Below are 21,948 nucleotides of genomic sequence, written 5' to 3' on the forward strand. Positions count from 1 at the left end.
CGGCTCAGTCCGAGAAGTCCTGGGTGAGCCAGACGTTGCCGCTGGAGTCGCGCATCACGGCGATGCCGATGTGGTGGAAGGCCGTGCTCAGGATGTTCTTGCGGTGGCCGTCGTTCGGCGGCTGTTCGGCCAGCATCGAGCGGGTCAGGCCGACGGCCATCCCGGCGACGCCGGACGTGGTGTCGGAGACCGGGCCGCCCGTGCCGATGTTCTCGCCCGCGGCCGACCACTGGACCCCGGCCGCCGTCTCGCGGTCCCCGAGGGACGCCTCGCCCGGGCACTGGTGCTGGAGGCCGCAGCCCGCGGCCATGGTCTGGTTGTGCGCGGCGGAGCTGCTCTCGAGGCCCGAGCTGAGCTGCAGCGGGGCCAGCCCCTGGCCTGCACGGGCCTGGTTGATGACCGCGAGCACCTGCTGCACCGCCGCCTGATCCGGCGAGAGCGCGGGCGGGGGCGCCGCGGCTGAGGGTGCGCCGGGAGTGGCGGAAGCGGGGGTGCCGGAGCGCGGCGTCGCGCTGCTGTGGGTCGGGGAGGGCTTGGCGGTGGTCGGGGAGGGGGAGGCGACCGGCTTACGGCTCGGCGTGGCGGTGGGCGAGGGGACGGCGCCCGACGTGCTGGGCAGCGTCCCCGAGATCGCGGCAGCCGGTTGTCCGGCGGAGCCCGTCGCATGCCCGCCGCCGAGGGAGAGCGTCAGCACGCCCGCGCCCACCACGGCCGCGACACCCGCGGTCACCCCGGCGGCGACGAGCAGCGGCTTGCCGCCGAACGTCCCGCCGGTCCGTCTCCGCCGGTGCGAGACCGGACGGGACACCGCTCGTGAATGGCCTGTGCCGGCAGAAGCCGCCTGTGCGGGAATCACCTGTGCAGTGTTGACGAGGGAGTGGCCGGATATGTCCGGCAGACCCACGCGGGTGAGCATGTAGGCCGCGTAGCCCAGCGGCAGCGGCAGCAGCGCGAAGTTGACCAGCAGCCGTTCGGCCGGGACCAGGTCCGCGCCGCGGGCGCCGCAGTCGGCGCAGGAGCGTACGTGCCGGGCCAGCCGCTTGCGCCACAGGGCGCTCGGACGACCGTCCCAGACGGTCAGGGCCGCCTCCAGCTCGGCGCAGCGCGGGCGGGCCGCCAGCGACCTGACGATCAGCCGGGCGGCGTCGAGCTGGGCCTTCATCCGGCTGACGCGGACCGTGACGTGGTGCGAGCCGAGGCCCAGCGCCGAGACGAGTTCGGCGCGGGTGAGGTGCCCGGCGGTGACCAGCCACCAGAGGGAGAGCAGCTCCCGGTCGTCCGGGTCCAGCCAGCGGGTGGCCTCGACGGTCTCGCGGCGCTGACCGGAGAGGCCGAGCTCGGTCAGGGTCAGGTCGGTGAAGTCCGCGCCCGGGTCGGCGACCGCGGACAGGTCGTCGAGCTCGTCCAGCGCCCGCGGAGCGGCCGGCCCCGGGGCGTGGTGCCGCCGGATCTGGTTCATGGTCACCGCCACCAGCCACGACCGGAACACCTCGTCGTCGCGGAGCCCCGGCAGGCCGCGGACCACGCGCAGCATCGTCTCCTGCACGACGTCGTCCACGTCCACGCGCCCGGACAGGGCGCGGCCGACGATGTTGTAGACCAGCGGGAGGCAGCACCCGACCAGTTCGTCCATCGCCTCGGCCGAGCCGCTGCGGGCGGCGGCCACCAGCTCGGCGTCCATCGCCGTGCGCGTCATCCTGCGCTCCTTCGGTCACCCGTGGATGTGCGTACGTGAAAGGAGACCCTACGGAGGACAGGCAGGTCACAGAAATCCGGCAACAGGGATTTCGATCACAGTTCCGCGATCACTGGGATGTCCAAAGCTGCTGAGCTGTCCACTGCTGCTGAGATGTTCGCTTCGGCTGGAGATGTTCGACCCGGCTCTCAGCTGAGTGAGAGCAGTCGTTCGATCATCGCGTCGAGATCGAGGTGCTGGTGTTCCGAGCCGAGCGGGACGATCCGGGTGGACTGTTCCAGGAACCGGCGCACCTTGCGGGCGCGGGCGCGCAGCACGGCGCGGCCGTCGGCGCCGTCGAGGCAGAGGAAGATCCAGCCGCGGTCCCGGCCGTGGCCCGGCCGGACCCGGACGTCTCCCATGCCGGTGGGCCGGTTGAGGCCGAGCCAGAGCAGATGACGGGCGAAGAGCCAGGTCACCGTGAACGGCGTGTCCACGTAGCAGTGCAGCCGGATCGCGTACGGGTCGGCGCGCAGGTAGCTGAGGTGGGCGGCCACGGGCAGCTCGCCGTAGTGCTCGGTGACGACGTGGAGGTCGAGGGACGTCCCGCAGGCGACCGCCTCGGCCGAGGCAGTCCTGGGCGTACGGCCGCGCGCCCCGGAGCGTCCGGCACCGCGAGGGAGAAACGTTTCGGCAGATGCGGCCTCGATAGGCAACAACGGATCGGTACTCATGTCCGGAACAACGATTCAGCGCGGGCTAGGCAACCCTCCTCGGCCCGGCGTGTCGCTGTCGGAAATCATGCGCCGTCCGGGTGATGCGGACTGGACGGGTGGCGTACGCGGGGCGGGTCAGCCGAAACGGCCGTCACCGTGGGCGGCGGCGTCGACCGAGCCGGCCCGCAGGAGTTGTTCGCCGAGCTCGATCAGGGCGCGGCCCGCCGCGTACTCGTCGCCGATCTCGGCGACCGACTCGTCGTGCGGGTTGCGCCGGGAGGTGCCGCGCCCCTCCAGGGTGCGATCCCCGGCGGAGAGGGTCACCCGCGCCTTGGTCACGTCGCCCTCCTCGTAGAGGTCGACGTCGAGGGACCAGTGCTTGGTCCGCATCGGGGTTTGTGGCGGCATGGGGGTCTGTGTGCTCATCGTCGCGCCTCGTCTCGTGTTCGCGTGCCACGGACACCTCCACGCTATGCCGTCTGCCGGCGTGCCGCCCGATCGCGGCGGGGCTCCGGGGAACGCACGATGGAGGTATGAGCACGAATGGCAGGCCTCCTGACTCCTCCCCGCCCCTGCTCAAGGTGAAGGGCGTACCGGTGCGGGCGAAGCCCGTGGCTGTGGGGCTGATCGCGGTGGCGGCCGTCTGGTTCATCGCGGTCAACACCGAGACGGTCAAGATGACGTTCTGGGTCGTCGACATCAGCGCGCCGCTGTGGGTGGTGCTGCTGGTCACGCTGCTGGTGGGGGCCGTGCTCGGCAAGTTCGTCTCGAAGCGGCGGGCTTCGAGGAAGCAGTGATCCGGCAGAGCGGCAGTGATCCGGCAGCGCCGGCAGTAATACGCTGGCCCGGTGACCGTCGCAGCAGTCGTCGTGGGCAGCGGACCGAACGGGCTGGCCGCTGCTGTGCGGCTGGCGCAGGACGGGCTGCGGGTGACCGTGCTGGAGGCCGCCGAGCGGCCCGGAGGCGGGGCCAGGACCTCGCAGTTGACCCTGCCAGGCGTGCTCCACGACGACTGCGCCGCCTTCCACCCCACCGCGCTGGTCTCGCCCTTCTTCGCCTCGCTCGGCTTGGAACGGTACGGGCTGCGCTGGCGTTGGGCGGAGCTCGACCTGGCGCACCCGCTGGACGACGGCCGGGCCGGGGTGCTCAGCCGGGACCAGGCGCGGACAGCCGCCTCCCTCGGCCCGGTCGACGCCCGCGCCTGGCGTCGCCTCTTCGCGCCCCTGGTCGCCGACGCGGAGGCGCTCAACGCCGAGGTGCTGCGTCCGCTGCTGCACCTGCCCCGGCATCCGTTCGCGCTGGCCCGGTTCGGCGTGGACGCGCTGCAGCCCGCGACCTGGACGGTCCGCCGTTGGCAGGACGCGCCCGCGCGGGCCCTGTTCATGGGAGCGGCGGCGCACGCGTTCGGCCGGTTGGACACCCCGCTCAGCGCCTCGATCGGCCTGATGCTGGCCGCCACCGGCCACGCGGTCGGCTGGCCGGTGGCCGAGGGCGGGACGCAGGCGATCACCGACGCGCTGCTCCGCGTGCTGGACAGCCTCGGCGGCACGGTCCGCACGGGGGTCACCGTCACCGGGCTCGACCAACTGCCCGCGCTGCTCGGGGAACGGCCGGAGCTGGTGCTGCTGGACACCGCGCCGGACGCGGCCGTCCGGATCGTGGGTGACGGGATCGCCGGTGCCCGGATGCCCCCTCGGGTGCGGCGAGCGCTCGGCCGCTACCGGTACGGACCGGCGGCGCACAAGGTGGACTTCGCGATCCGGGGCGACGTCCCGTGGACCAACGAGGACTGCCGTCGCGCGGGCGCGCTGCATCTGGGCGGCACGGCGGAGGAGATCGCCGCCGCCGAATCCGCCACCGTCGCCGGACGGCTGGCGGACCGGCCGTTCGTGCTGGTCGGGCAGCAGTACCTGGCGGACCCGTCGCGTTCGGCCGACGGGGCTGGTTCGGCAGGCGGCGGTTCGGCGGGCGGAGGTTCTACGGGCAGAGTCAACCCGCTGTGGGCCTACGCCCATGTCCCGGCCGGGTACCGGGGCGACGCGACCGAGGCGGTGGTCGCGCAGATCGAGCGCTTCGCGCCCGGCTTCCGCGAGCGGATCGTCGCGACGCATGTCCGGACGGCCCGTCAGTTGGCGCTGTACAACGCCAACTACGTGGGTGGCGACATCAGCGCGGGCGCCAACTCGGCCCGGCAGCTGGTCTTCCGGCCGCGACCGGCCCTCGACCCGTATGCGCTGGGCGTACCGGGCGTCTACCTCTGCTCCTCGGCCACGCCGCCGGGTGGTGGGGTCCACGGCATGTGCGGGGCCAACGCGGCCGAGGCGGCACTGAGTTGGATGGGTGGGTAGCCGGGCTCGCGCGGTGGCGGGTTGCTGCGCGCACCCTTGTTTAACTGATCGTCCTGAACTATTTTCTCGGCACGCCACCAGCCTTCCTGCGCCGCACGCGAAGGAGCACGCCGTGTCCGATCAGCTCGCCGACACCACCACCGTCAGATCCCAGCGCCTACGCGGCGGAACACTGGGCATGGTCGACATCGCGGCCGCCACCATGGCCAACATCGGCCCCGCGATGAGCTTCTTCTTCGGGTTCGGCTTCCTCGCCACCACGGCGGGCGTCGCCTCGCCGCTGACCATCATCGCGGCCGGGATCGCGGTGGCGCTGCTGGGCAACACGCTCTCGCAGTTCTCCAAGGCGCACCCGTCCGCGGGCAGCTTCATCACCTTCGTCGGCAAGACCTTCGGCCCGACCAGCGCCGTCACCACCGCGCTGCTGGCGGGCCTCGGCTACATCATCGCGATGGCCTCGGTGATCGCCGTCGCCGGCGGCTTCCTGGAGACGACGCTCAACCACTACTTCAAGTGGAACGTCCCCTGGATCATCTGGACGCTGCTGCTGACCGCGATCGCGGTGGTGCTGATGGTCCGTGGCATCGCCGTCTCCACCAAGCTGGCCGGGCTGTTCTTCGGCGTCGAGATGGTGGTGCTGGTCGTCGTCTCGGTCGCCGCGATCGTCAACCACGCCGGGCACCTCTCGCTGGACCCGTTCCGTCCGAGCCTGATCACCGGCGGCTTCCAGGGCCTGGCCGAGGGATTCCCGTTGGCCGTCTACCTCTTCATCGGCTGGGAGAACTCCGCCGCGCTGGCCGAGGAGACGCAGGATCCGAGGCGCAACGTCGGGCGCGCGGTCTTCCTCTCGGTCGGCATCATGTCCGTCAGCTACCTGCTCTTCTCCTACGCCACGATGACCGGCTTCGACTACAACGTCGCCAAGGTCGGCGCCTCCGCCGTCCCGTTCATCGACGTCGCGCAGGGGACGCTCGGCGCGCTGGCGTTCTTCGCCTACCTGGCCGGACTCACCTCCACGCTCGGCGCGCTGATCGCCGGGACCAACTCGCAGGCGCGGCTGATCTTCAACGCCGGACGCGAGGGCCTGTTGCCGTCCGCGATCGGCGCGGTCCACCCGACCCGGCGGACGCCGACCCGGGCCATCATCGTCTTCGTCTCCATCTCGCTGCTGATCATCGGCGGTTGGGGCCTGCTGCACCTGCTCGGCGGGCACGCCCAGTCGGGCTCGATGGACCCGATGGTCTTCTTCGCCGAGGCGTCGACGATGGGCACCATCCTGGTGCTGCTGGTCTACCTGGCCTCGAACGTGGCGCTGCCGTTCTACTACCACCGGTACCGGCGCAGCGAGTTCCACTGGGCCCGGCACGTGCTGCTGCCGGGGCTGGGCGCGGCGGCGATCCTGGTGCCGCTCTACTACCTGGTCAAGCCGGGGCAGCCCGAGCCCTACAACTGGTTCCCCTACCTGGCGCTGGGCATCCTGGTCGTGGCGCTCGGCTACGCGGCCGTCCTGGTCCGGCGTGACCCGACCCTGGGCGAGCGAGTGGGCTCGATCGTCGCGGACAGCCACGGCAGTTGACCGGCGGGACGGTTGGGGTGGCTCGGTGGTGAGCCCAGCGGGCAAGTTCGGCCCGTACAGCCTGGCGGGGCCGCACAGTCAGACCGGCCCGTACAGTCGGAGCGGCGCGGATCTGGTCCGTTCCCGGATCGCGCTGCAGGTCCGGCTGGCGCTGCTCCGCCCCGGGGACCGGCTGCCGGACACCGGCGCGCTGGCGGAGCAGCTCGGCATCGGCGAGATGACGGTGCGTCGCGCGCTGGAGGGCATGTGCCAGGACGGCCTGCTCGACCGGCGACGCGGGCGTACCGGCGGCACCTTCGTCTCCGCCGCCTTCGACGCCGTGGTCCCCGCGCACCACGATCCGGCCGCGGCGGCCTCGGCCGAGGCCTTCCTGCTGCTGCTGGAGTGCGGCCTGGTCGCCCACGCCTCCGGCGAGGTGGGGGAGGGCGAGCTGGGCAGCCTGCGCAAGCTGGTCGCGGCGGAGCAGGAGTTCGCGGAGGACCAGGAGTTCACGGCGGATGCAGTGTCGGCGCTGGAGCGCGAGACCCGGTTCCACCTCGAACTGGCGGAGACCCTCGGCGGTCCCGGACTGCGCGCGGTGACGTCCGACCTGCTCGGCCGCCTCGCGCTGCTTGCGCCGCCGCCCGGGGCTGAGGCGATCCGCCACCGGAACCGCTGCCACGCCGAGCTGTTGGACTGCCTGGTCGAGGGCCGCACCGACCGCGCGGTCCGGGCGGTCAAGGACCACGCGATCCACGGGTGACAGACTGGCGTGCAGACGTGGTAGCCCGACGAAGGAGTACGGACGGTGTCCTCACTCGTGCCCGCACTGGCGACCGGTGGATCACGCCGCGCGCTGCGGTTCGGCGAACGGTCCCTCAGCTATGCCGAACTGGCCGCGACGGCAGCCGCGCTGGCCCCGCGTCTGACGGGCGTGAGCCGGGTCGCGCTCTGGGCCACGCCCAGCCTGGAGACCGCTGTGGGCGCGGTCGCCGGACTGCTGGCCGGAGTGCCGGTGGTGCCGATCAACCCGCGGATCGGGGAGAAGGAGCTGACCCACGTCCTCGGCGACAGCACGCCGGAGCTGGTGCTGGCCGCGCCGGACGCGGAGCTGCCGGGCCCGCTGGCCGGGTTGCCGCGCGTGGACGTGCCGGACCACCCCACCGGCCCGGCCCTGTCCCAAGGTCCGGCACCGTCTCATGGTCCAGCACTGCCGCTCCCCGAGGAGCCGGACGACGAGCAGACCGCGCTGGTCATCTACACCTCGGGCACCACCGGACCGCCCAAGGGGGCGCTGATCTCGCGTCGCGCGATCCGCACCACGCTGGACGCGCTGGCCGAGGCCTGGTCCTGGACCGGGGACGACGTGCTCGTCCACGCGCTGCCGCTGTTCCACGTGCACGGGCTGGTGCTCGGCATCCTCGGCCCGCTGCGGCGCGGCGGTACGGTTCACCATCTGGGCCGGTTCGAGACGGACACGGTCGCGGCCGAGCTCGCGGGCGAGGGCACCATGCTCTTCGGCGTGCCGACGATGTACCACCGGCTCGCCGAGGCGGTGGCGAGCGACGCGGAGCTCGCTGCGGCGTTGGCCAAGGCACGGCTGCTGGTCAGCGGTTCGGCCGCGCTGTCGCGCCGGGACCACGAGGCGCTGCTCGCCGCGACGGGCCGTCAGGTCATCGAGCGCTACGGCATGACCGAGACGCTGATGAACACCAGCATGGTGCTCGGCGGCGCCTGCACGCCGGGAACGGTCGGGCTGCCGCTGCCCGGTGTCGAGCTGCGGCTGGTCGAGGACGACGGCACCCCTGTCCCCGCTGGGACGGACGCGGTGGGCGAGATCCAGGTGCGTGGCGCGAACCTGTTCTCCGGCTACCTCAACCGCCCCGAGGCGACCGCCGCCGCGTTCGCCGAGGACGGCTGGTTCCGCACCGGCGACATGGCCGTCCTGGAGCCGGACGGCTCGGTGCGGATCGTCGGCCGCCGCTCCACCGACCTGATCAAGAGCGGCGGTTACAAGATCGGCGCGGGCGAGATCGAGACCGTCCTGCTGGACCACCCCGGCGTCGCCGACGCGGCGGTGACCGGGGAGCCGGACGAGGACCTGGGCGAACGGATCATCGCCTGGATCGTCCCCGCCGACCCGGCCGCGCCGCCGACTGCGGACGCGCTGACCGCCCATGTCGCGGGCCATCTGGCCCCGCACAAGCGTCCCCGTGAGGTCCGCTTCGTGGCGGCGCTGCCGCGCAACGACATGGGCAAGATCATGAAGCGTGCGCTGAGTCTCTGAGTCTCTGTCGCTGGGTCGCTGATGCTGACGACTCGTCAGTCCTCCGGCAGGGGCAGGATCGCGCTGAGCGGCAGCACGGTGTGCTTGAGGTCGGGGTCGACCGGCTGGTTGAGCGGCGGGTACTTCGGGGCGCCCGCGTTGCGGCGGTAGACCGCCGTCGAGTGCTCGGGGTTGCGGTCGAACTCCGGGATCACCCGCTCGCCGAAGAGCTCCAGCATCTCCAGATGCTCGTCGAAGGTCATGCCACCGGTCAGGCCGAAGACCAACTGGTCGCAGCCGACCTGCTGGTAGGCGGCGACCTGCTCGCACACCTCGTCCGGGGTGCCGCAGAGCAGGTAGCCGCCGGCGATCAGCTCGTCCAGCAACTCCTCGCCGCCCCACGCGCCGAGGTTGATCGGCGGCTCCGGCCAGGTGATGCCGTCGGCGGACTTCGGCATCGTGTCGTGGTAGAGGTTGACCAGGGTGACCAGGTACGCGTTGCCCGCCGACAGGGCTATCTCACGGGCCCGCTTGCGGTCGTTGAGACAGACCACCGCGTTGGTCATCATCACGTTGTTGTTCTGGTAGTCGCCGAGGATCTCGACCGGGTTCTCGGCGGCCTCCTTGTAGGCCTCGATCCGGCCCTTGAGGTTGTAGATCGGCTCGAAGTTGAAGGCGATCGCGCCTATCCCGAGCGACCCGGCCTTGGCGAAGGACGGCGGGTTGCCGCAGGCCATCCAGATCGGCGGGTGGGAGTGCCCGTACGGCTTTGGCAGGATGTTGTGCGGGGTCGGCACGGTGAAGTGCTCGCCCTGGAAGGAGTAGTCGTACTGCTCCCACATCCGGACGACCTCGCGGGAGACCTCGTCCCACTCCGGCTTGGTCGAGTTGGTGTCCATGATGTTGAAGGACTTCAGCTCGTGCGAGCCCGCGCCGCGGCCGGTGCCCCACTCGAAGCGGCCCTCGGTGATGTGGTCCAGCATGGCGGCGCGCTCGGCGAAGCGGACCGGGTGCTCCTTGCGGGGCGAGAGGGAGTTGATACCGGTGCCGAGGTGGATCCGCTCGGTGCGGGCGGCGACGTAGCCCATCACCACCTCGGGGGCGGACATGTGGCTGTACTCGGTGAGCGAGTGGTGCTCGCCGAACCAGACGTACTTCCAGTTGTGCTTGTCGGCCTTGACGGCCAGCTCCATCTCGCGCTTGAGCGCCAGGTGTTCGGAGGGCCGGTCGTGTGCCGCCGGGCCGGGGATGAATCCGTTCATGAAGATGCCGAACTCCACGGAGGCCTCCTGACCCTGGGTACCGCTGATTCACTGACTCGCTCAAATCTGATGCACCGTCAGAAACTGCATCATGCCTGCGGTCCGGTGATCTGTCCAGGGAGGGCGACGGCAAATGTGACAGGGCATCAGACAAGGCTGCCGCCGTTCGGGTGAACGGCGGCAGCGGATCGAGCGCGGTGGTCAGAAGTAGTGGATCGAGTGCGTCAGATCAGATCTGGCCGCAGTCGTCGATCACGATCGCCTTGGAGGTGCGGCCGCTGCCCGAACCGAGCGCCTCGATGGCCTTGACCACGTCCATGCCTTCGGTGACCTTGCCGAAGACCACGTGCTTGCCGTCCAGCCACGGGGTGACGACGGTGGTGATGAAGAACTGCGAGCCGTTGGTGTTCGGGCCCGCGTTGGCCATGGAGAGCAGGCCCGGCACGGTGTGCTTGAGGGTGAAGTTCTCGTCCGCGAACTTCTCGCCGTAGATGCTCTTGCCACCGGTGCCGTTGCCCTCGGTGAAGTCACCGCCCTGGAGCATGAACTCGGGGATGACACGGTGGAAGGAGGAGCCCTTGTAGCCGAAGCCCTTCTCGCCCGTGCACAGGGCGCGGAAGTTCTCGGCCGTCTTCGGGGCGACATCGGCGGCGAGCTCGAACTCGATGCGACCGAGCTTCTCACCGTTGGCGGACACGTCGAAGTAAACCTTGGGATTCATACCGCCATCCTGGCAGTACCCCGCCCCGGCTGCGCAAATCGACCCGCACCGGGCCCGCCATCACTCCACGTGATCCTCACAGTCCGTAGCTGCGTGCCAGCGGCCGCTCGACCAGATCCGCCTGGGCGGTCGCCGTGGTCAGGGCGTCGAGGACCGGGCGGAACAGCGGGTGGTCCGCCGAGCCGCGGCGGACGGCGGCGAAGACGCGGCGGGTGGCCGGGGCGCCGAGGACCGGGAGGACGACGACGTCCGGGAGGTCGACGCCGCGCAGCGCGGAGCGGGGGACCAGGGCGACGCCCGCGCCCGCGCCCGCGAGTGCGGCGACCGCGCGGAAGTCGTCGGAGGAGTGGGCCAGGCGCGGCTGGAAGCCGGACGACTCGCAGGCCAGCATCACCGCGTCCAGGCAGGGGTTGCCCGGGTAGGGGCCGATCCACGGCTCGTCGGCGAGCTCGGCGACGGCCACGGCCGGGGCGGCGGCCAGGTGGTGCCCGCGCGGCAACACCGCGTCGAAGGGCTCGGCGTAGAGCGGGACGCGGGAGAGGCGGGCGTCGTCCTCGGCCGGGGCGCCGCGGTACTCGACGGCTACCGCGATGTCGGCGCGGCCGTCGAGGACCATCAGCAGGCTCGCGTCGCCCTCGGCGTCGCGGACGGTGAGGCGGATGCCGGGAGCGGCCTGCGCGAGGCGGGTCATGGCGGGGGCGACCACGGCGGCGATGCCGGTGGCGAAGGAGACGAGAGTCACGTCGCCCGCGTGCCCCTGGGCGAAGGCGGCCAGCTCCGCCTCCGCGTTCTCCAGCTGCGCCAGGACCGCGTTGCTGTGGCGCAGCAGGATCTCGCCGGCGGCGGTGAGCCGGACCCCCCGGCCGTCTCGGAGCAGCAGCTGGTGGCCGACCTCGTGTTCCAGGGCGGCCAGTTGCTGGGAGACGGCGGAGGGGGTCAGGTACAGCGCGGCTGCCGCGGCGGTCACGGTTCCGTGGTCCGCCACGGCGCGCAGCGTGCGCAGCCGGCGCGAGTCGATCACCGACTCATTCTGCCAGGGCGGACCTCGCGGCGACGAATGCCTTGACAGCGCGCTCCACGTCCTGGGTGGAGTGGCCGGCCGAGAGCTGCACCCGGATCCGGGCCTTGCCGTGCGGGACCACCGGGTAGGAGAAGCCGACGGCGTAGACGCCGTGCTCCAGCAGGAACTCGGCCATCTTCCCGGCCTTGGCCGCGTCGCCGATCATGACCGGGGCGATCGGGTGCTCGCCGGGGAGGATCTCGAAGCCTTCCTCGGTCATCCGCGAGCGGAACAGCGCGGTGTTGGCGGCCAGTTGCTCGCGCAGCGACGCGCCGAGCTCGCCGCTCTCCAGCAGGTCAAGGACCTGGATCGAGGCGGCGGCGATCACCGGGGCCAGCGAGTTGGAGAACAGGTAGGGACGGGAGCGCTGGCGCAGCAGTGCCACGATCTCGGCGCGGGCCGCGACGTAGCCGCCGGACGCGCCGCCCAGCGCCTTGCCGAGCGTGCCGGTGATGATGTCGACGCGGTCCATCACGCCGTGCAGCTCGTGGGTGCCGCGACCGCCCGGGCCGACGAAGCCGACCGCGTGCGAGTCGTCGACCATGACCATCGCGCCGTAGCGCTCGGCCAGGTCGCAGATCTCCTTGAGCGGGGCGATGTAGCCGTCCATGGAGAAGACGCCGTCGGTGACGATCAGCTTGCGGCGGGCGTCCGAGGCCTCCTTGAGCTGCTGCTCCAGGTCGGCCATGTCGCGGTTGGCGTAACGGAGGCGGCGCGCCTTGCAGAGCCGGATGCCGTCGATGATGCTGGCGTGGTTGAGCGCGTCGGAGATCACCGCGTCGCGATCGTCCAGCAGCGTCTCGAAGACGCCGCCGTTGGCGTCGAAGCAGGAGCTGTAGAGGACCGTGTCCTCCATGCCGAGGAAGCGGGAGATCCGCGCCTCGAGCTCCTTGTGGACCTCCTGGGTGCCGCAGATGAAGCGGACCGAGGCCATGCCGTAGCCCCAGCGGTCCAGGGCGTCCTTGGCGGCGGCGATCACCTCGGGGTTGTCCGCCAGGCCGAGGTAGTTGTTGGCGCAGAAGTTCAGCACCTCGCCGGGCCGGCCGCCCGCGGTGACGTCGACGGTGGCGCTCTGCGGGCCGCCGATCACCCGCTCAGGCTTGTGCAGGCCGGCGTCGCGGATCTCGTCGAGGGTGGCCCGGAGGTCGTCGCGGACGGAGTCGAGCATCGAGTGGCTCCTGGTTCGAAAGGGTCCGAAGGTCGGGAGGTCGGGAGAGCCCGAAGGGCAGGAGATCGGGCGGGCGGAGGGGGTTGCTCAGGCGGTCCAGTCGAGGATGATCTTGCCGCAGCGGCCACCGGCCGCCTCGTCGAACGCGGCGTCGAAGTCCTGGTACGGGTAGCGGCCGGTGATCACCGGGGAGAGGTCCAGGCCGCCCTCCAGCAGCACCGACATCGCGTACCAGGTCTCGAACATCTCGCGGCCGTAGATGCCCTTGAGGGTGATCATCGAGGTGACGATCCGGGCGAAGTCGACCGGGAACTCGTCGGAGGGCAGGCCGAGCATCGCGATCCGGCCGCCGTTGGTCATGTTGGCGATCATCTCGCGCAGCGCCTCGGGGCGGCCGGACATCTCCATGCCGATGTCGAAGCCCTCACGCATGCCGAGCTTCCGCTGGCCGTCCTCGATGGTGTGGTCGCCCACGTTGAGCGCCAGCGTGACGCCGACCTTCTCGGCCAGCTGCAGGCGGTAGGGGCTGACGTCGGTGATGACGACGCTGCGCGCGCCGGCGTGCTTGGCGACGGCGGCGGCCATGATGCCGATCGGGCCCGCGCCGGTGATCAGCACGTCCTCGTTGACCAGCGGGAACGACAGCGCGGTGTGGACCGCGTTGCCGAACGGGTCGAAGATCGCGGCCACGTCGAGGTTGACCGGGACCCGGTGCACCCAGACGTTGGCGGCGGGCAGCGTGACGTACTCGGCGAACGCGCCGTCCCGGCCGATGCCCAGGCCGATCGTGCTGCGGCAGAGGTGACGGCGGCCGGCCAGACAGTTGCGGCACTTGCCGCAGACCAGGTGGCCCTCGCCGCTGACCAGGTCGCCGACGGCGACGTCGGTGACGCCCGACGCGACCTCGACGACCTCGCCGACGAACTCGTGGCCGATCACCCGAGGCACGCTGACGGCCTGCTGCGCCCAGCTGTCGTACTTGCGGATGTGCAGGTCGGTGCCGCAGATGCCCGTGCGCAGCACCTTGATCAGCACCTCACCGGGGCCGACCTCGGGCTCGGGCACGTCCATCAGCCACAGGCCGGGCTCTCCCTTGGCCTTCACGAGTGCCTTCACAGCGGTGCCTCCCGGACGTCGCGCCCCAACAAGTCGCACAAACCACACAAAGGGATGCAGGAACGTTCCGCACCCCGGGCCTCAGCCTGGGGGTCCAGGGCAGGTCAGGTCCATCGAGACTTGCTTAAGCGGGTGACCAGGAAATCTTCAGGCGCACGAGTGACCGTGCACGGGGTGCTGCGTTCCGACCCGGTCGCGCGACAATGGTCGGGTGACGACAGACGGCGAGGCAGCGCTCGACGTGGCGCTCGACGCCGCGTTCGCCCGAGCGATGTTCGGGCAGGGCAGCATCGGGATCGTCGTCCACGACCGCGAGCTGCGCCTGCTGCGTACCAATGCCGCCCGCTGTCTGGCCGGTCCGGACGGTGCGCTGCCGGAGCGGCTGGCCGACATCCTCGAGCCGGAGCAGGCCGAGGAGATCGAGAGCAGGCTGCGCACGGTGGTCAGTGACGGCGTCCCGGTGCACCGCGCCGAGTACCGGGTCCGGCCGCTGCGGTCGGCGCAGTCACATGGAACAGAGCAGTCACCGGGGGCAGAGCCGGCGCAGCTGTGGCTGTCGCTCTCCGCGTTCCCGCTGACCGACGACGACGGGGGGATCACCGGCGTCGCGGTCGCCTTCACCGACATCACCGCCGAGCGTCAGGCCCGGCGGCGGCTCGAACTGCTGGACGAGGCGGCGACCCGGATCGGAGCCTCGCTCGACGTCGGCCGTACCGCCCAGGACCTCGCCGAGGTGCTGGGCGGGTTCGCCGACGTGGTGATGGTCGACCTGGCCGACGCCGTCTTCACCGGGGCTGATCCGCCGCAGCCCGAGATGACGAACGAGTGGCACGTCCGCCGAGCCGCCGGACTCTGCCGGACCGGGCCTTTTCCGGCGGCGTTGATCCGGCCGGGCGAGCCGATGCCGCCGGTGCCGACCGCGCCCGAGCTGGACCGGATCCGGCGCGGGGACGTGCTGGTCTACCAGGTGGACGAGGCGGAGCTGGCGGAGATCTTCAGCGCCGACGCGGAGCTGCGGCGGCGGATCGTGCCGGAGGGCGCGCGGTCGCTGATGGCCGCCTCGCTCTACGCCCGTGGGCTGGTTCTCGGCACCGTCCAGGTCTGGCGCACCGAGGACGCCGTCCCCTACGACGACCAGGACGCCGCACTGCTCTCCCAGATCGTCTCCCGCGCCGCGCTCGGCGTGGACAACGCCCGCCGCTACACCCGCGAGCACAGCACCGCCGTCACCCTCCAGCGCGGGCTGCTGCCGACGGCGGCGGTCGCGGCGATCGGCGTGGAGACGGCCGCCTCCTACGTCCCCTCGGCGGCCCGGCCCGGTGTGGGCGGGGACTGGTTCGACGTCATCCCGCTCTCCTCGTTGCGGGTCGCGCTGATCGTGGGGGACGTGGTCGGCCACGGCCTCGGCGCGTCGGTGGCGATGGGGCGGCTGCGCACGGCGGTGCAGACGCTGGCCGACCTCGACCTCGATCCGGGCGAGCTGCTGGTCCATCTGGACGACCTGGTGCAGCGGCTCGCCGTGGAGTCCGACGGCGAGTACCAGGACCTGTCCGGCGCGACCTGCCTCTACGCGATCTACGACCCGGTCACCGGCCACTGCGCCATGGCCAGCGCCGGGCACCCGCCGCCGCTGCTCGTCGCGCCGGACGGCAGCACCGCCTTCGCCGAGCTGGATCCCGGGCCGCCGCTGGGCGTCGGGGCCTTCCCGTTCGAGGTGGCGGAGGTGCGGCTGGAACCCGGCAGCACGCTGGCCCTCTACACCGACGGCCTGGTGCAGGGTGCGGACCACGACCTCGACGCGGGCATGGCCCGGCTGCTGCGGCAGGCGGGACGGCTCTGCCTGGCGGAACGCCCGCTCGCGGACGCGGCGCGCGGTCTGCTGTCCGCCGTCACCACGGATCAACCGTCCGACGACGTGGCCCTGCTGCTGGCCCGCACCCGGCGGGTGGCCCCCGGGTCCACGGCGCACTGGGAGTTCCCGACCCATGCCGAGTCGGTGTCCCTTGCCCGGCGGGCCGCCGTCGGGCAACTGGACCGCTGGGGCCTTTCCGACCTGGCCTTCTCCACCGAACTGGTGGTCAGCGAGCTGGTCACCAACGCGCTGCGCTACGCGGGCGGCCCGATCGGGCTGCGGCTGGTCCACGGCGACGGAGTGCTGGTCTGCGAGGTCTCCGACCCCTCCAACACCCAACCCCGGCTGCGGCGCGCCCGGGACACGGACGAGGGCGGACGCGGGCTCTTCCTGGTGGCGCAGCTGACCTCGCGCTGGGGCAGCCGCTACGGACAGTCGGGCAAGACCATCTGGACCGAGCAGGACACCGGCTCAGGAGAAGGCGGGCAGTAGACGCTGGTCAGCAGAGGCGCTGGTCAGTAGACGCGCTGGTCAGCACAGGCTGATCGGTGGTAAGCCGGTCGGACCAGCCTTTCCGGGCGGATCAGAGGACAATGGGATCGACGTTCTCCTGCCCAGACGTACCCCGGAGCGGTTCATGGCCCGACGCCGTCCCCCTCCGCCCGTGAGCTCCGGTGAACTGCTGAGCACCCTCGGGCGGCTCACCGCAGAGGCCCTGGAACGGGCGGAGTCGCAGAAAGCCCGCGTCGAACTGGCCATGGCGCTGCAGCGGGACCTGCTGCCCGCCGTGCTGCCGAGCAGCCCGGGTCTGCGGGCCGCCGCCCGCTACGCGCCCGCCCGCCACGGCCTGGACATCGGCGGTGACTGGTACGACGGCTTCCTGCTCCCCGGCGGGGTGCTGGGCTTCTCGATCGGCGACGTGCAGGGACACGACGTGGAGGCGGCGGCCTTCATGGGCCAGGTCCGGATCGCGCTGCGCGCCATGGCCACCGTCTCGCCGGACCCCGGCGAGGTGCTGAGCCGGACCAACGACCTGCTGCTGGCGATGGGTGTCGAACTCCTGGCCACCTGCTGCTTCCTGCGCTACGACCCCGCCACGGGCGACCTGGCGGTGGCCCGGGCGGGCCATGTGCCCGCCGTCTGGGCGACGCTGGACGGGCACAGCGGGGTCGCCGAGGAGGGCGTGGGACTGCCGCTGGGCGTGCAGTCGGGGGAGGACTACCCGGTCACCCGGCACCGGCTCGACGGGACCGGGGCGTTCGTCATGGTCACCGACGGAGTGGTGGAGGGCCCGTCGTTCTCGATGGAGGAGGGGCTGGACCAGATCACGCTGCTGGTCCGCCGTGGCGCGGGTGGCGAACCGGGGGAGCTGGCCGCCCAGGTGATCAAGGTCGCCGAGCTGACCGGCCACGCCGACGACGCAGCAGTCCTGGTGCTTCGGCACGGATGAGCGCAGTGCTCCGGCACGGGTGAGCGCAGTGCTCCGGCACGGGTGATCCGCTGTGGCGGGCGTGTCACGGCTGCGCAGGCACGAAGGCACCAGGAAAGTTGTCCCATGCCTGCACTGGAGCGCGTCCGGGAGATCCGGGAACCCCGAACCGTCGCCACGACGGTGCTGTGGATCCTCGCCCTGTCGGGTGTCTACTACGCGAGCGGTCGGCTCGGACTGCTGGCCCAGGTGGTGGTCGGCGGCGTCCGGGTCACCCCGCTCTGGCCGCCGACCGGCGTCGCTCTGGCCAGCCTGCTGCTCCTCGGGCTGCGGATCTGGCCCGCCATCGCGCTCGGCGAGTTCTTCGTCGTGGCCTCGATCGGCGGCGTCTCCTGGGGGACGCTGGGCATCGTCACCGGCAACACCGTCGCGCCCGTCGTCGCCTACCTGCTGCTGCGCCGGTTCGGCTTCCGGCCGCAGCTGGACCGGCTCCGGGACGGGCTGCTGCTGGTCTTCGTCGGCGGGGCGTCGATGCTGCTCAGCGCCACGACGGCGACCCTGGTCCTCTACGGCGAGGGTGCGCTGCCCGGGCCCGACTACGTGCAGGCGTGGTCGGCCTGGTGGACCGGCGACGCGATGGGCGTGCTGGTGGTCGCCCCGCTGCTGCTCGCAGTCCGCTCGCCGGAGCTGCCGGGGGAGACGTCGGTGTGGCGGTGGACGGAGATGCTGGTGCTGCTGGCCGCCACGGCCGGGGTGACCCTGGCGGTGACCTCCAGCCCGCTGTCGTTGCTCTTCCTGGTCTTCCCGCTGGTGATCTGGGCGGCGATCCGCTTCCAGCTGCCGGGCGCGGCGCCGTGCGTGCTGCTGATCTCGGTGCTCGCGGTCCCGGCGGCCGTCGGGCACACCGGGCCGTTCCACGGGCACACCATCGCCGCCACCATGCTCATCCTCCAACTGCTCAACGGTTCGGCGGCGCTCACCGCGCTGCTGCTCTCCGCGGTGATCACGGAGCGCAACGTCACCCACCGGATGATCGAGGAGGCCTGCATCGGCCTGGCCGAGGTCGTCGCCCGCCTCGCCCCGGACGAGGTGGCCGACCGCTGGCCGGGGGCGCAGGACGAGGAGGGCGAGGAGGAGTACCAGGGCGAGGGCGAGGAGGAGTACTAGGGCAGGACCAGGGCGAGGCGGCGGTCCGAGGTCCGGACGGTGACGGACCGGCCCCAGCCGACGGAGAGGCGGTCCGCCTCGATGCCGTCGCCGAAGACCACCAACTCCTCGCTCTCGACCAGGATCGACAGCTCCTGACCACCACTCAGCAGACCCGCCGTCAGATCCGCTCCGGTCGTGGGGGAGGGCCAGGCCTCGCGGACGAACCAGCTCAGCGCGGAGTCCGTCGGCTGGGGCAGTTCGAAGGCGCCGTCGCGCTGACGGGAGGCGGAGAGGCACCAGCCGGTCGCGCCGGTCCCGGTGCCGACCAGCAGGCCGGAGGACGACTGGTGTTCCTGGCCGCCGTCCGGCAGCGAGAGCCGGTAGCGGGCGGACTGGTGGCCGCGGTGACCGAGGTAGACCTCGTTGAGCGCGGTGATGCTGTCGCCCTCGGCGGTCTCCGCGCGGACCATGGTCCGCTGCTCGGTGCGGGCCGAGCCGTCCGCGACCGCGTCCAGCAGCCCGGCCAGGTCCTGCGGGGCGTGCTGGACCAGGACGCCCCAGCCGTTGGCCGGATCGGGGTTGACGCCGATCACCGGCTGGCCGCTCAGGTACTTGGCGGTGTTGGCCACCAGCCCGTCCTGGCCGACCACGACCACCACGTCCTCCGGCTCGAACAGGAACCGGTCCAGGTCGTCGCGGAGCACGCTGCCGCGCCGCCACTGCTTGGGGACCGCGGCGGACGCGGTGCGCAGCGCCTCGCCGAGGCGTTCGTGGCGCTGCTGGACCGCGTCCAGCGAGACGCCGCGCATCCGCTGCACGAACTGGGCCTGGCCCCAGGTTCCCTGCTCGGCGACGATCTCCTCGCGCTCGGTGCGGCGGTGGACCAGTACGACGCGCGGTGCGAGAGTCCTGCGCGCGAGTGGCCCGGTTGCGAGGGCCATCGGGTCAGCCGCCGTTCGGGGCGGCCAGGCGTGCCAGCGCGCCGGTGACCACGTCCGGGGTGAGGTTGAGCGTGCCGATCGCCGGCAGGCCGCCCGCCAACTCCTTTGCCGCGAGGGCCAGCAGCAGGCGCGGGTCGAGGCCCGCGTAGTTGGCCAGCTTGGCCGCCTCGGCCTGTGCCTCCGCCGCTCCGACCAGCTCGATCTGCTCCGCCTGGGCGGCGGCGAGGGTGCGGGTGCGGGCGGCCTCCGCGTCGGTGGTGATCCGGGCGGCCTCCGCCTTCTGCTCGGCGCGGCGACGCTCGTTGGCGCCCTGCTGGCCGACCAACTGCTCCTCGCGGCGGGCCAGTTCGATCCGGCTCTGCAGCTCGTTCTCGCTGATCGCCCGCTCCCGCTCGACGGCGAGGGCGCGGCGCTCGAAGCCGGCCCGGTCCGCCTCCTGGGCGATCTGCTCCCGGGCGGGGGTCCGCAGCGCCCGCTCCACCTCGGCCTCGGGCTTGACGGCGACGACGCGGACGCCGACCACGCCGACGCCGGTGTCGGTGAGCCGGGCGTCGGCGGTCAGGCCCTCGCTGATCCGCGCCTGAACGGCGGCGGTGCCGGTGGCGAGCGCCGTGGTGAGGTCGAGCGTGGCGACCAGGCCGATCGCCTGTTGCTGTGCCAGCTCGGTCAGCAGCGTCGCCACCTGCTCCAGCGGCGCGGACCGCCACCGGCCGGTGCCCGGGTCGATGGCGAAGTCCAGCCTGCGGGTGGCGAGTTCGGGGTCGGTGAAGCGGTACGTGACGCTGGCCTGGACGGTGACGTCCTGGAAGTCGGCGGTCCGGGCGTGGAAGAGCAGCGGCAGCTCGCGGTCGTCGACCGGGACCTCGGCCAGCACGGCGCTGATCGGCCGGAACCAGAACGCCTGGCCGGTGCCCTGGTGCACGACCTGACCACGTCGCAGGTGCACGACATGGTCGGTCGGGCTGCCGCGGAAGTGACTGAACAGCGGTCGTCTGGTGATGTCGGCCATGGCTGTTTCCCCCTGGGTGAGCGTCTGTTCTCAGGGGAACGGTAGGCCCGCCGCGGGGATATCGTCAATATGACGAGATAGGGTGCACGGCAGTTGACGCAGTGTCAGTGCCGGGCGGGTCGCCTGCCGCGCATCAGCAGCAGGTAGATCCCGGCGCCGAGGATGATGCCGACCGGCAGGGAGAGGTCGGTGCCGCCCAGGGCCGTGGCGATCGGGCCGGTCCACAGCGGCGGCGCGTCGACGCAGAGGCCGGCGGTGACGGCGGCGACGACCAGTGCGCTGGCCCCGGCCCAGTTGACCCCGCCGCGGTACCAGAACGGCGAGCCCTTGCTCTCGTCGCTCAGCTCGTGGCCGTCGTAGCGGTTGCGCCGCCAGAGCACGTCGGCGGCGTAGATCGCGATGGTCGGGCCCATCAGGGCGACCATCAGCTGCAGCACGTTGTTGACGGTGTCGAGGAAGTTCGACACCAGCAGCGCGTAGAGGGTCAGCGCGACGCCGAGCGTGCCGTCCAGCGCGACGCTCCGGGAGCGGCGGATCCTGACGCCGATGGCCTGCAGCGACAGGCCGGAGCTGTAGGCGGTCATCGCGTTGTTGGCGATGGCGGAGAGGATGATCGCCAGCAGGAAGACCGGTCGGAACCAGCCCGGGATGATCTGCTCCAGCGCCGTCTGCGGATCGGTCATGTCCAGCGCGGTCCCGGCCACCGCGCCCAGCCCGGTGAACAGGACGCTGGGGACGAACGAGCCCAGCGCGGTCCAGCCGGCGACCGAGGCCGCGCTGGTGGTGCGCGGCAGGTAGCGTGCGAAGTCGGCGCTGTTGCTGTACGAGAGCGGCGCGGACGCGACCAGGGCCAGTCCGCCGGCCAGGGCCGCGATCAACGGGGTGCCGTGCAGCGGCTGCTGCGGGTGGTAGTGCCAGTCGGCGTGTGCGCAGACGTAGCCGGACAGCACCGCGAAGACCGCGGTCAGCGCGATGGTGAAGGGCAGGTAGAGCCGGATGATGGTGGCGTGGCCGTAGACGCTGATGGCCAAGGTGGCCGCGGCGATGGCCACGATGACCACGATCTTGACGACGGTGTCCGGCTGCAGTCCGACCTCGCCCAGGATCGCGAAGGCGGCCAGTGAGGCGGCGGCCCAGTTGAGTGCGAGGTAGCAGACCGAGGCGAACCAGCCGGTGATCGCGATGTTGCCGCGGTTGCCGCGGACGCCGAACATCGCCCGCATGATCACCTCGCTGGGCGTGCCCGAGGCCGGGCCGCTCACCGCGACCAGCCCGACTAGCGCCCAGAACAGGTTCCCGACCACGATCACGGCCAGCGCCTGCCACAGGCTCAGTCCCATCAGCATCAGAGCGCCGCCGACGACCAGGCTGAGGTAGCTGACGTTCGGCGCGGCCCAGACCCCGAGCAGCTCCCGGGCGCGGCCGTGCCGCTCGCTGTCGGGGATCACGTCGATGCCGTGGGCCTCGACGCCGCCATGGCTCTGGGTGCCGCTGACCTGGTCGGTCGGGTCGGGCTGTTTGGCGGTGCGGAGCATGTCAGCAGTGTGCGAGGGGACCGGGTCCGATGGGGGAGCCGTCTCGGGGTCTGGAATCGTGGATGCCATGGAGTCCTCCGAACCAACAAGCCCTGGGGGCAGCTTGTCTATTGGTCGCACATCCAATAGCGTGCACGTCGTGTCGT

At 71.9% G+C, this 21,948-nt stretch carries 19 protein-coding genes; 8 read left to right on the plus strand and 11 right to left on the minus strand.

Features of this window, described 5'->3' with window-relative positions; genetic code table 11:
• Positions 1 to 4 precede the first annotated feature (4 nt).
• The 3 genes from ABH928_RS29060 to ABH928_RS29070 form a co-directional block, all read right to left on the minus strand.
• Positions 5 to 1,696 (minus strand): sigma-70 family RNA polymerase sigma factor, encoded by a 1,692-nt coding sequence (locus ABH928_RS29060; protein WP_370071601.1) that lies wholly within the window; start codon positions 1,694 to 1,696, stop codon positions 5 to 7.
• Between the two features lie 188 nt (positions 1,697 to 1,884).
• Positions 1,885 to 2,409, minus strand: a complete 525-nt coding sequence (locus ABH928_RS29065) for an SsgA family sporulation/cell division regulator (protein WP_370071602.1) — start codon at positions 2,407 to 2,409, stop codon at positions 1,885 to 1,887.
• 117 nt (positions 2,410 to 2,526) lie between these two features.
• The gene (locus tag ABH928_RS29070; protein ID WP_370071603.1) at positions 2,527 to 2,817 is read right to left on the minus strand and encodes a dsRBD fold-containing protein; all 291 of its coding nucleotides are present in this window, start codon (positions 2,815 to 2,817) and stop codon (positions 2,527 to 2,529) included.
• 107 nt (positions 2,818 to 2,924) lie between these two features.
• Between ABH928_RS29070 and ABH928_RS29075 the strand changes: the two genes are divergently transcribed.
• From ABH928_RS29075 to ABH928_RS29095, 5 genes are all read left to right on the plus strand, one after another.
• Complete coding sequence (locus tag ABH928_RS29075) at positions 2,925 to 3,188, plus strand: lipopolysaccharide assembly protein LapA domain-containing protein (protein WP_370071604.1); 264 nt, start codon at positions 2,925 to 2,927, stop codon at positions 3,186 to 3,188.
• A gap of 51 nt (positions 3,189 to 3,239) precedes the next feature.
• The gene (locus tag ABH928_RS29080) at positions 3,240 to 4,739 is read left to right on the plus strand and encodes a phytoene desaturase family protein (RefSeq protein ID WP_370071605.1); all 1,500 of its coding nucleotides are present in this window, start codon (positions 3,240 to 3,242) and stop codon (positions 4,737 to 4,739) included.
• A gap of 178 nt (positions 4,740 to 4,917) precedes the next feature.
• Positions 4,918 to 6,315: an APC family permease gene (locus ABH928_RS29085; protein ID WP_370071666.1), complete on the plus strand. Its 1,398-nt coding sequence runs from the start codon at positions 4,918 to 4,920 to the stop codon at positions 6,313 to 6,315.
• A 28-nt stretch (positions 6,316 to 6,343) separates the two neighbouring features.
• Positions 6,344 to 7,057 carry a FadR/GntR family transcriptional regulator gene (locus tag ABH928_RS29090; protein WP_370071606.1) on the plus strand — a complete coding sequence of 238 codons (714 nt, stop codon included), beginning with the start codon at positions 6,344 to 6,346 and terminating at the stop codon, positions 7,055 to 7,057.
• A gap of 45 nt (positions 7,058 to 7,102) precedes the next feature.
• On the plus strand, positions 7,103 to 8,581 hold the full coding sequence (locus ABH928_RS29095; protein ID WP_370071607.1) for an acyl-CoA synthetase: 1,479 nt from the start codon (positions 7,103 to 7,105) through the stop codon (positions 8,579 to 8,581).
• Positions 8,582 to 8,616: 35 nt separating this feature from the next.
• Here the strand turns inward: ABH928_RS29095 and ABH928_RS29100 are convergent, their stop codons facing one another.
• From ABH928_RS29100 to tdh, 5 genes are all read right to left on the minus strand, one after another.
• Positions 8,617 to 9,840, minus strand: a complete 1,224-nt coding sequence (locus ABH928_RS29100; RefSeq protein ID WP_370071608.1) for an LLM class flavin-dependent oxidoreductase — start codon at positions 9,838 to 9,840, stop codon at positions 8,617 to 8,619.
• Positions 9,841 to 10,051: 211 nt separating this feature from the next.
• Positions 10,052 to 10,543, minus strand: a complete 492-nt coding sequence (locus tag ABH928_RS29105; protein ID WP_370071609.1) for a peptidylprolyl isomerase — start codon at positions 10,541 to 10,543, stop codon at positions 10,052 to 10,054.
• 76 nt (positions 10,544 to 10,619) lie between these two features.
• A complete protein-coding gene (locus tag ABH928_RS29110) occupies positions 10,620 to 11,564 on the minus strand; it encodes a LysR family transcriptional regulator (RefSeq protein ID WP_370071610.1) in 945 nt (314 codons plus the stop codon).
• A gap of 4 nt (positions 11,565 to 11,568) precedes the next feature.
• Positions 11,569 to 12,771: a glycine C-acetyltransferase gene (locus ABH928_RS29115; RefSeq protein ID WP_370071611.1), complete on the minus strand. Its 1,203-nt coding sequence runs from the start codon at positions 12,769 to 12,771 to the stop codon at positions 11,569 to 11,571.
• 87 nt (positions 12,772 to 12,858) lie between these two features.
• Positions 12,859 to 13,887 carry an L-threonine 3-dehydrogenase gene (tdh, locus tag ABH928_RS29120; protein ID WP_370071612.1) on the minus strand — a complete coding sequence of 343 codons (1,029 nt, stop codon included), beginning with the start codon at positions 13,885 to 13,887 and terminating at the stop codon, positions 12,859 to 12,861.
• Between the two features lie 211 nt (positions 13,888 to 14,098).
• On the opposite strand from tdh, the gene ABH928_RS29125 reads away from it, so the two are divergent.
• The 3 genes from ABH928_RS29125 (at position 14,099) to ABH928_RS29135 (ending at position 18,335) form a co-directional block, all read left to right on the plus strand.
• Positions 14,099 to 16,231, plus strand: coding sequence for a SpoIIE family protein phosphatase (locus ABH928_RS29125; protein ID WP_370071613.1), 2,133 nt, complete (start codon positions 14,099 to 14,101; stop codon positions 16,229 to 16,231).
• Positions 16,232 to 16,376: 145 nt separating this feature from the next.
• Positions 16,377 to 17,189 (plus strand): PP2C family protein-serine/threonine phosphatase, encoded by an 813-nt coding sequence (locus tag ABH928_RS29130; RefSeq protein WP_370071614.1) that lies wholly within the window; start codon positions 16,377 to 16,379, stop codon positions 17,187 to 17,189.
• A gap of 105 nt (positions 17,190 to 17,294) precedes the next feature.
• Positions 17,295 to 18,335, plus strand: coding sequence for an MASE1 domain-containing protein (locus tag ABH928_RS29135; RefSeq protein ID WP_370071615.1), 1,041 nt, complete (start codon positions 17,295 to 17,297; stop codon positions 18,333 to 18,335).
• On the opposite strand, the gene ABH928_RS29140 is transcribed toward ABH928_RS29135, so the two are convergent.
• The 3 genes from ABH928_RS29140 to ABH928_RS29150 all read right to left on the minus strand — a co-directional run bounded on the left by ABH928_RS29140 (position 18,332) and on the right by ABH928_RS29150 (position 21,871).
• Complete coding sequence (locus ABH928_RS29140) at positions 18,332 to 19,258, minus strand: hypothetical protein (protein WP_370071616.1); 927 nt, start codon at positions 19,256 to 19,258, stop codon at positions 18,332 to 18,334. The genes ABH928_RS29135 and ABH928_RS29140 overlap by 4 nt on opposite strands.
• Positions 19,259 to 19,262: 4 nt before the next feature.
• On the minus strand, positions 19,263 to 20,267 hold the full coding sequence (locus tag ABH928_RS29145) for an SPFH domain-containing protein (RefSeq protein ID WP_370071617.1): 1,005 nt from the start codon (positions 20,265 to 20,267) through the stop codon (positions 19,263 to 19,265).
• A gap of 104 nt (positions 20,268 to 20,371) precedes the next feature.
• On the minus strand, positions 20,372 to 21,871 hold the full coding sequence (locus ABH928_RS29150; protein ID WP_370071618.1) for a cytosine permease: 1,500 nt from the start codon (positions 21,869 to 21,871) through the stop codon (positions 20,372 to 20,374).
• Positions 21,872 to 21,948 lie beyond the last annotated feature (77 nt).

This window comes from Streptacidiphilus sp. MAP5-3, from assembly GCF_041262505.1.
Taxonomy (GTDB): Bacteria; Actinomycetota; Actinomycetes; order Streptomycetales; family Streptomycetaceae; genus Streptacidiphilus.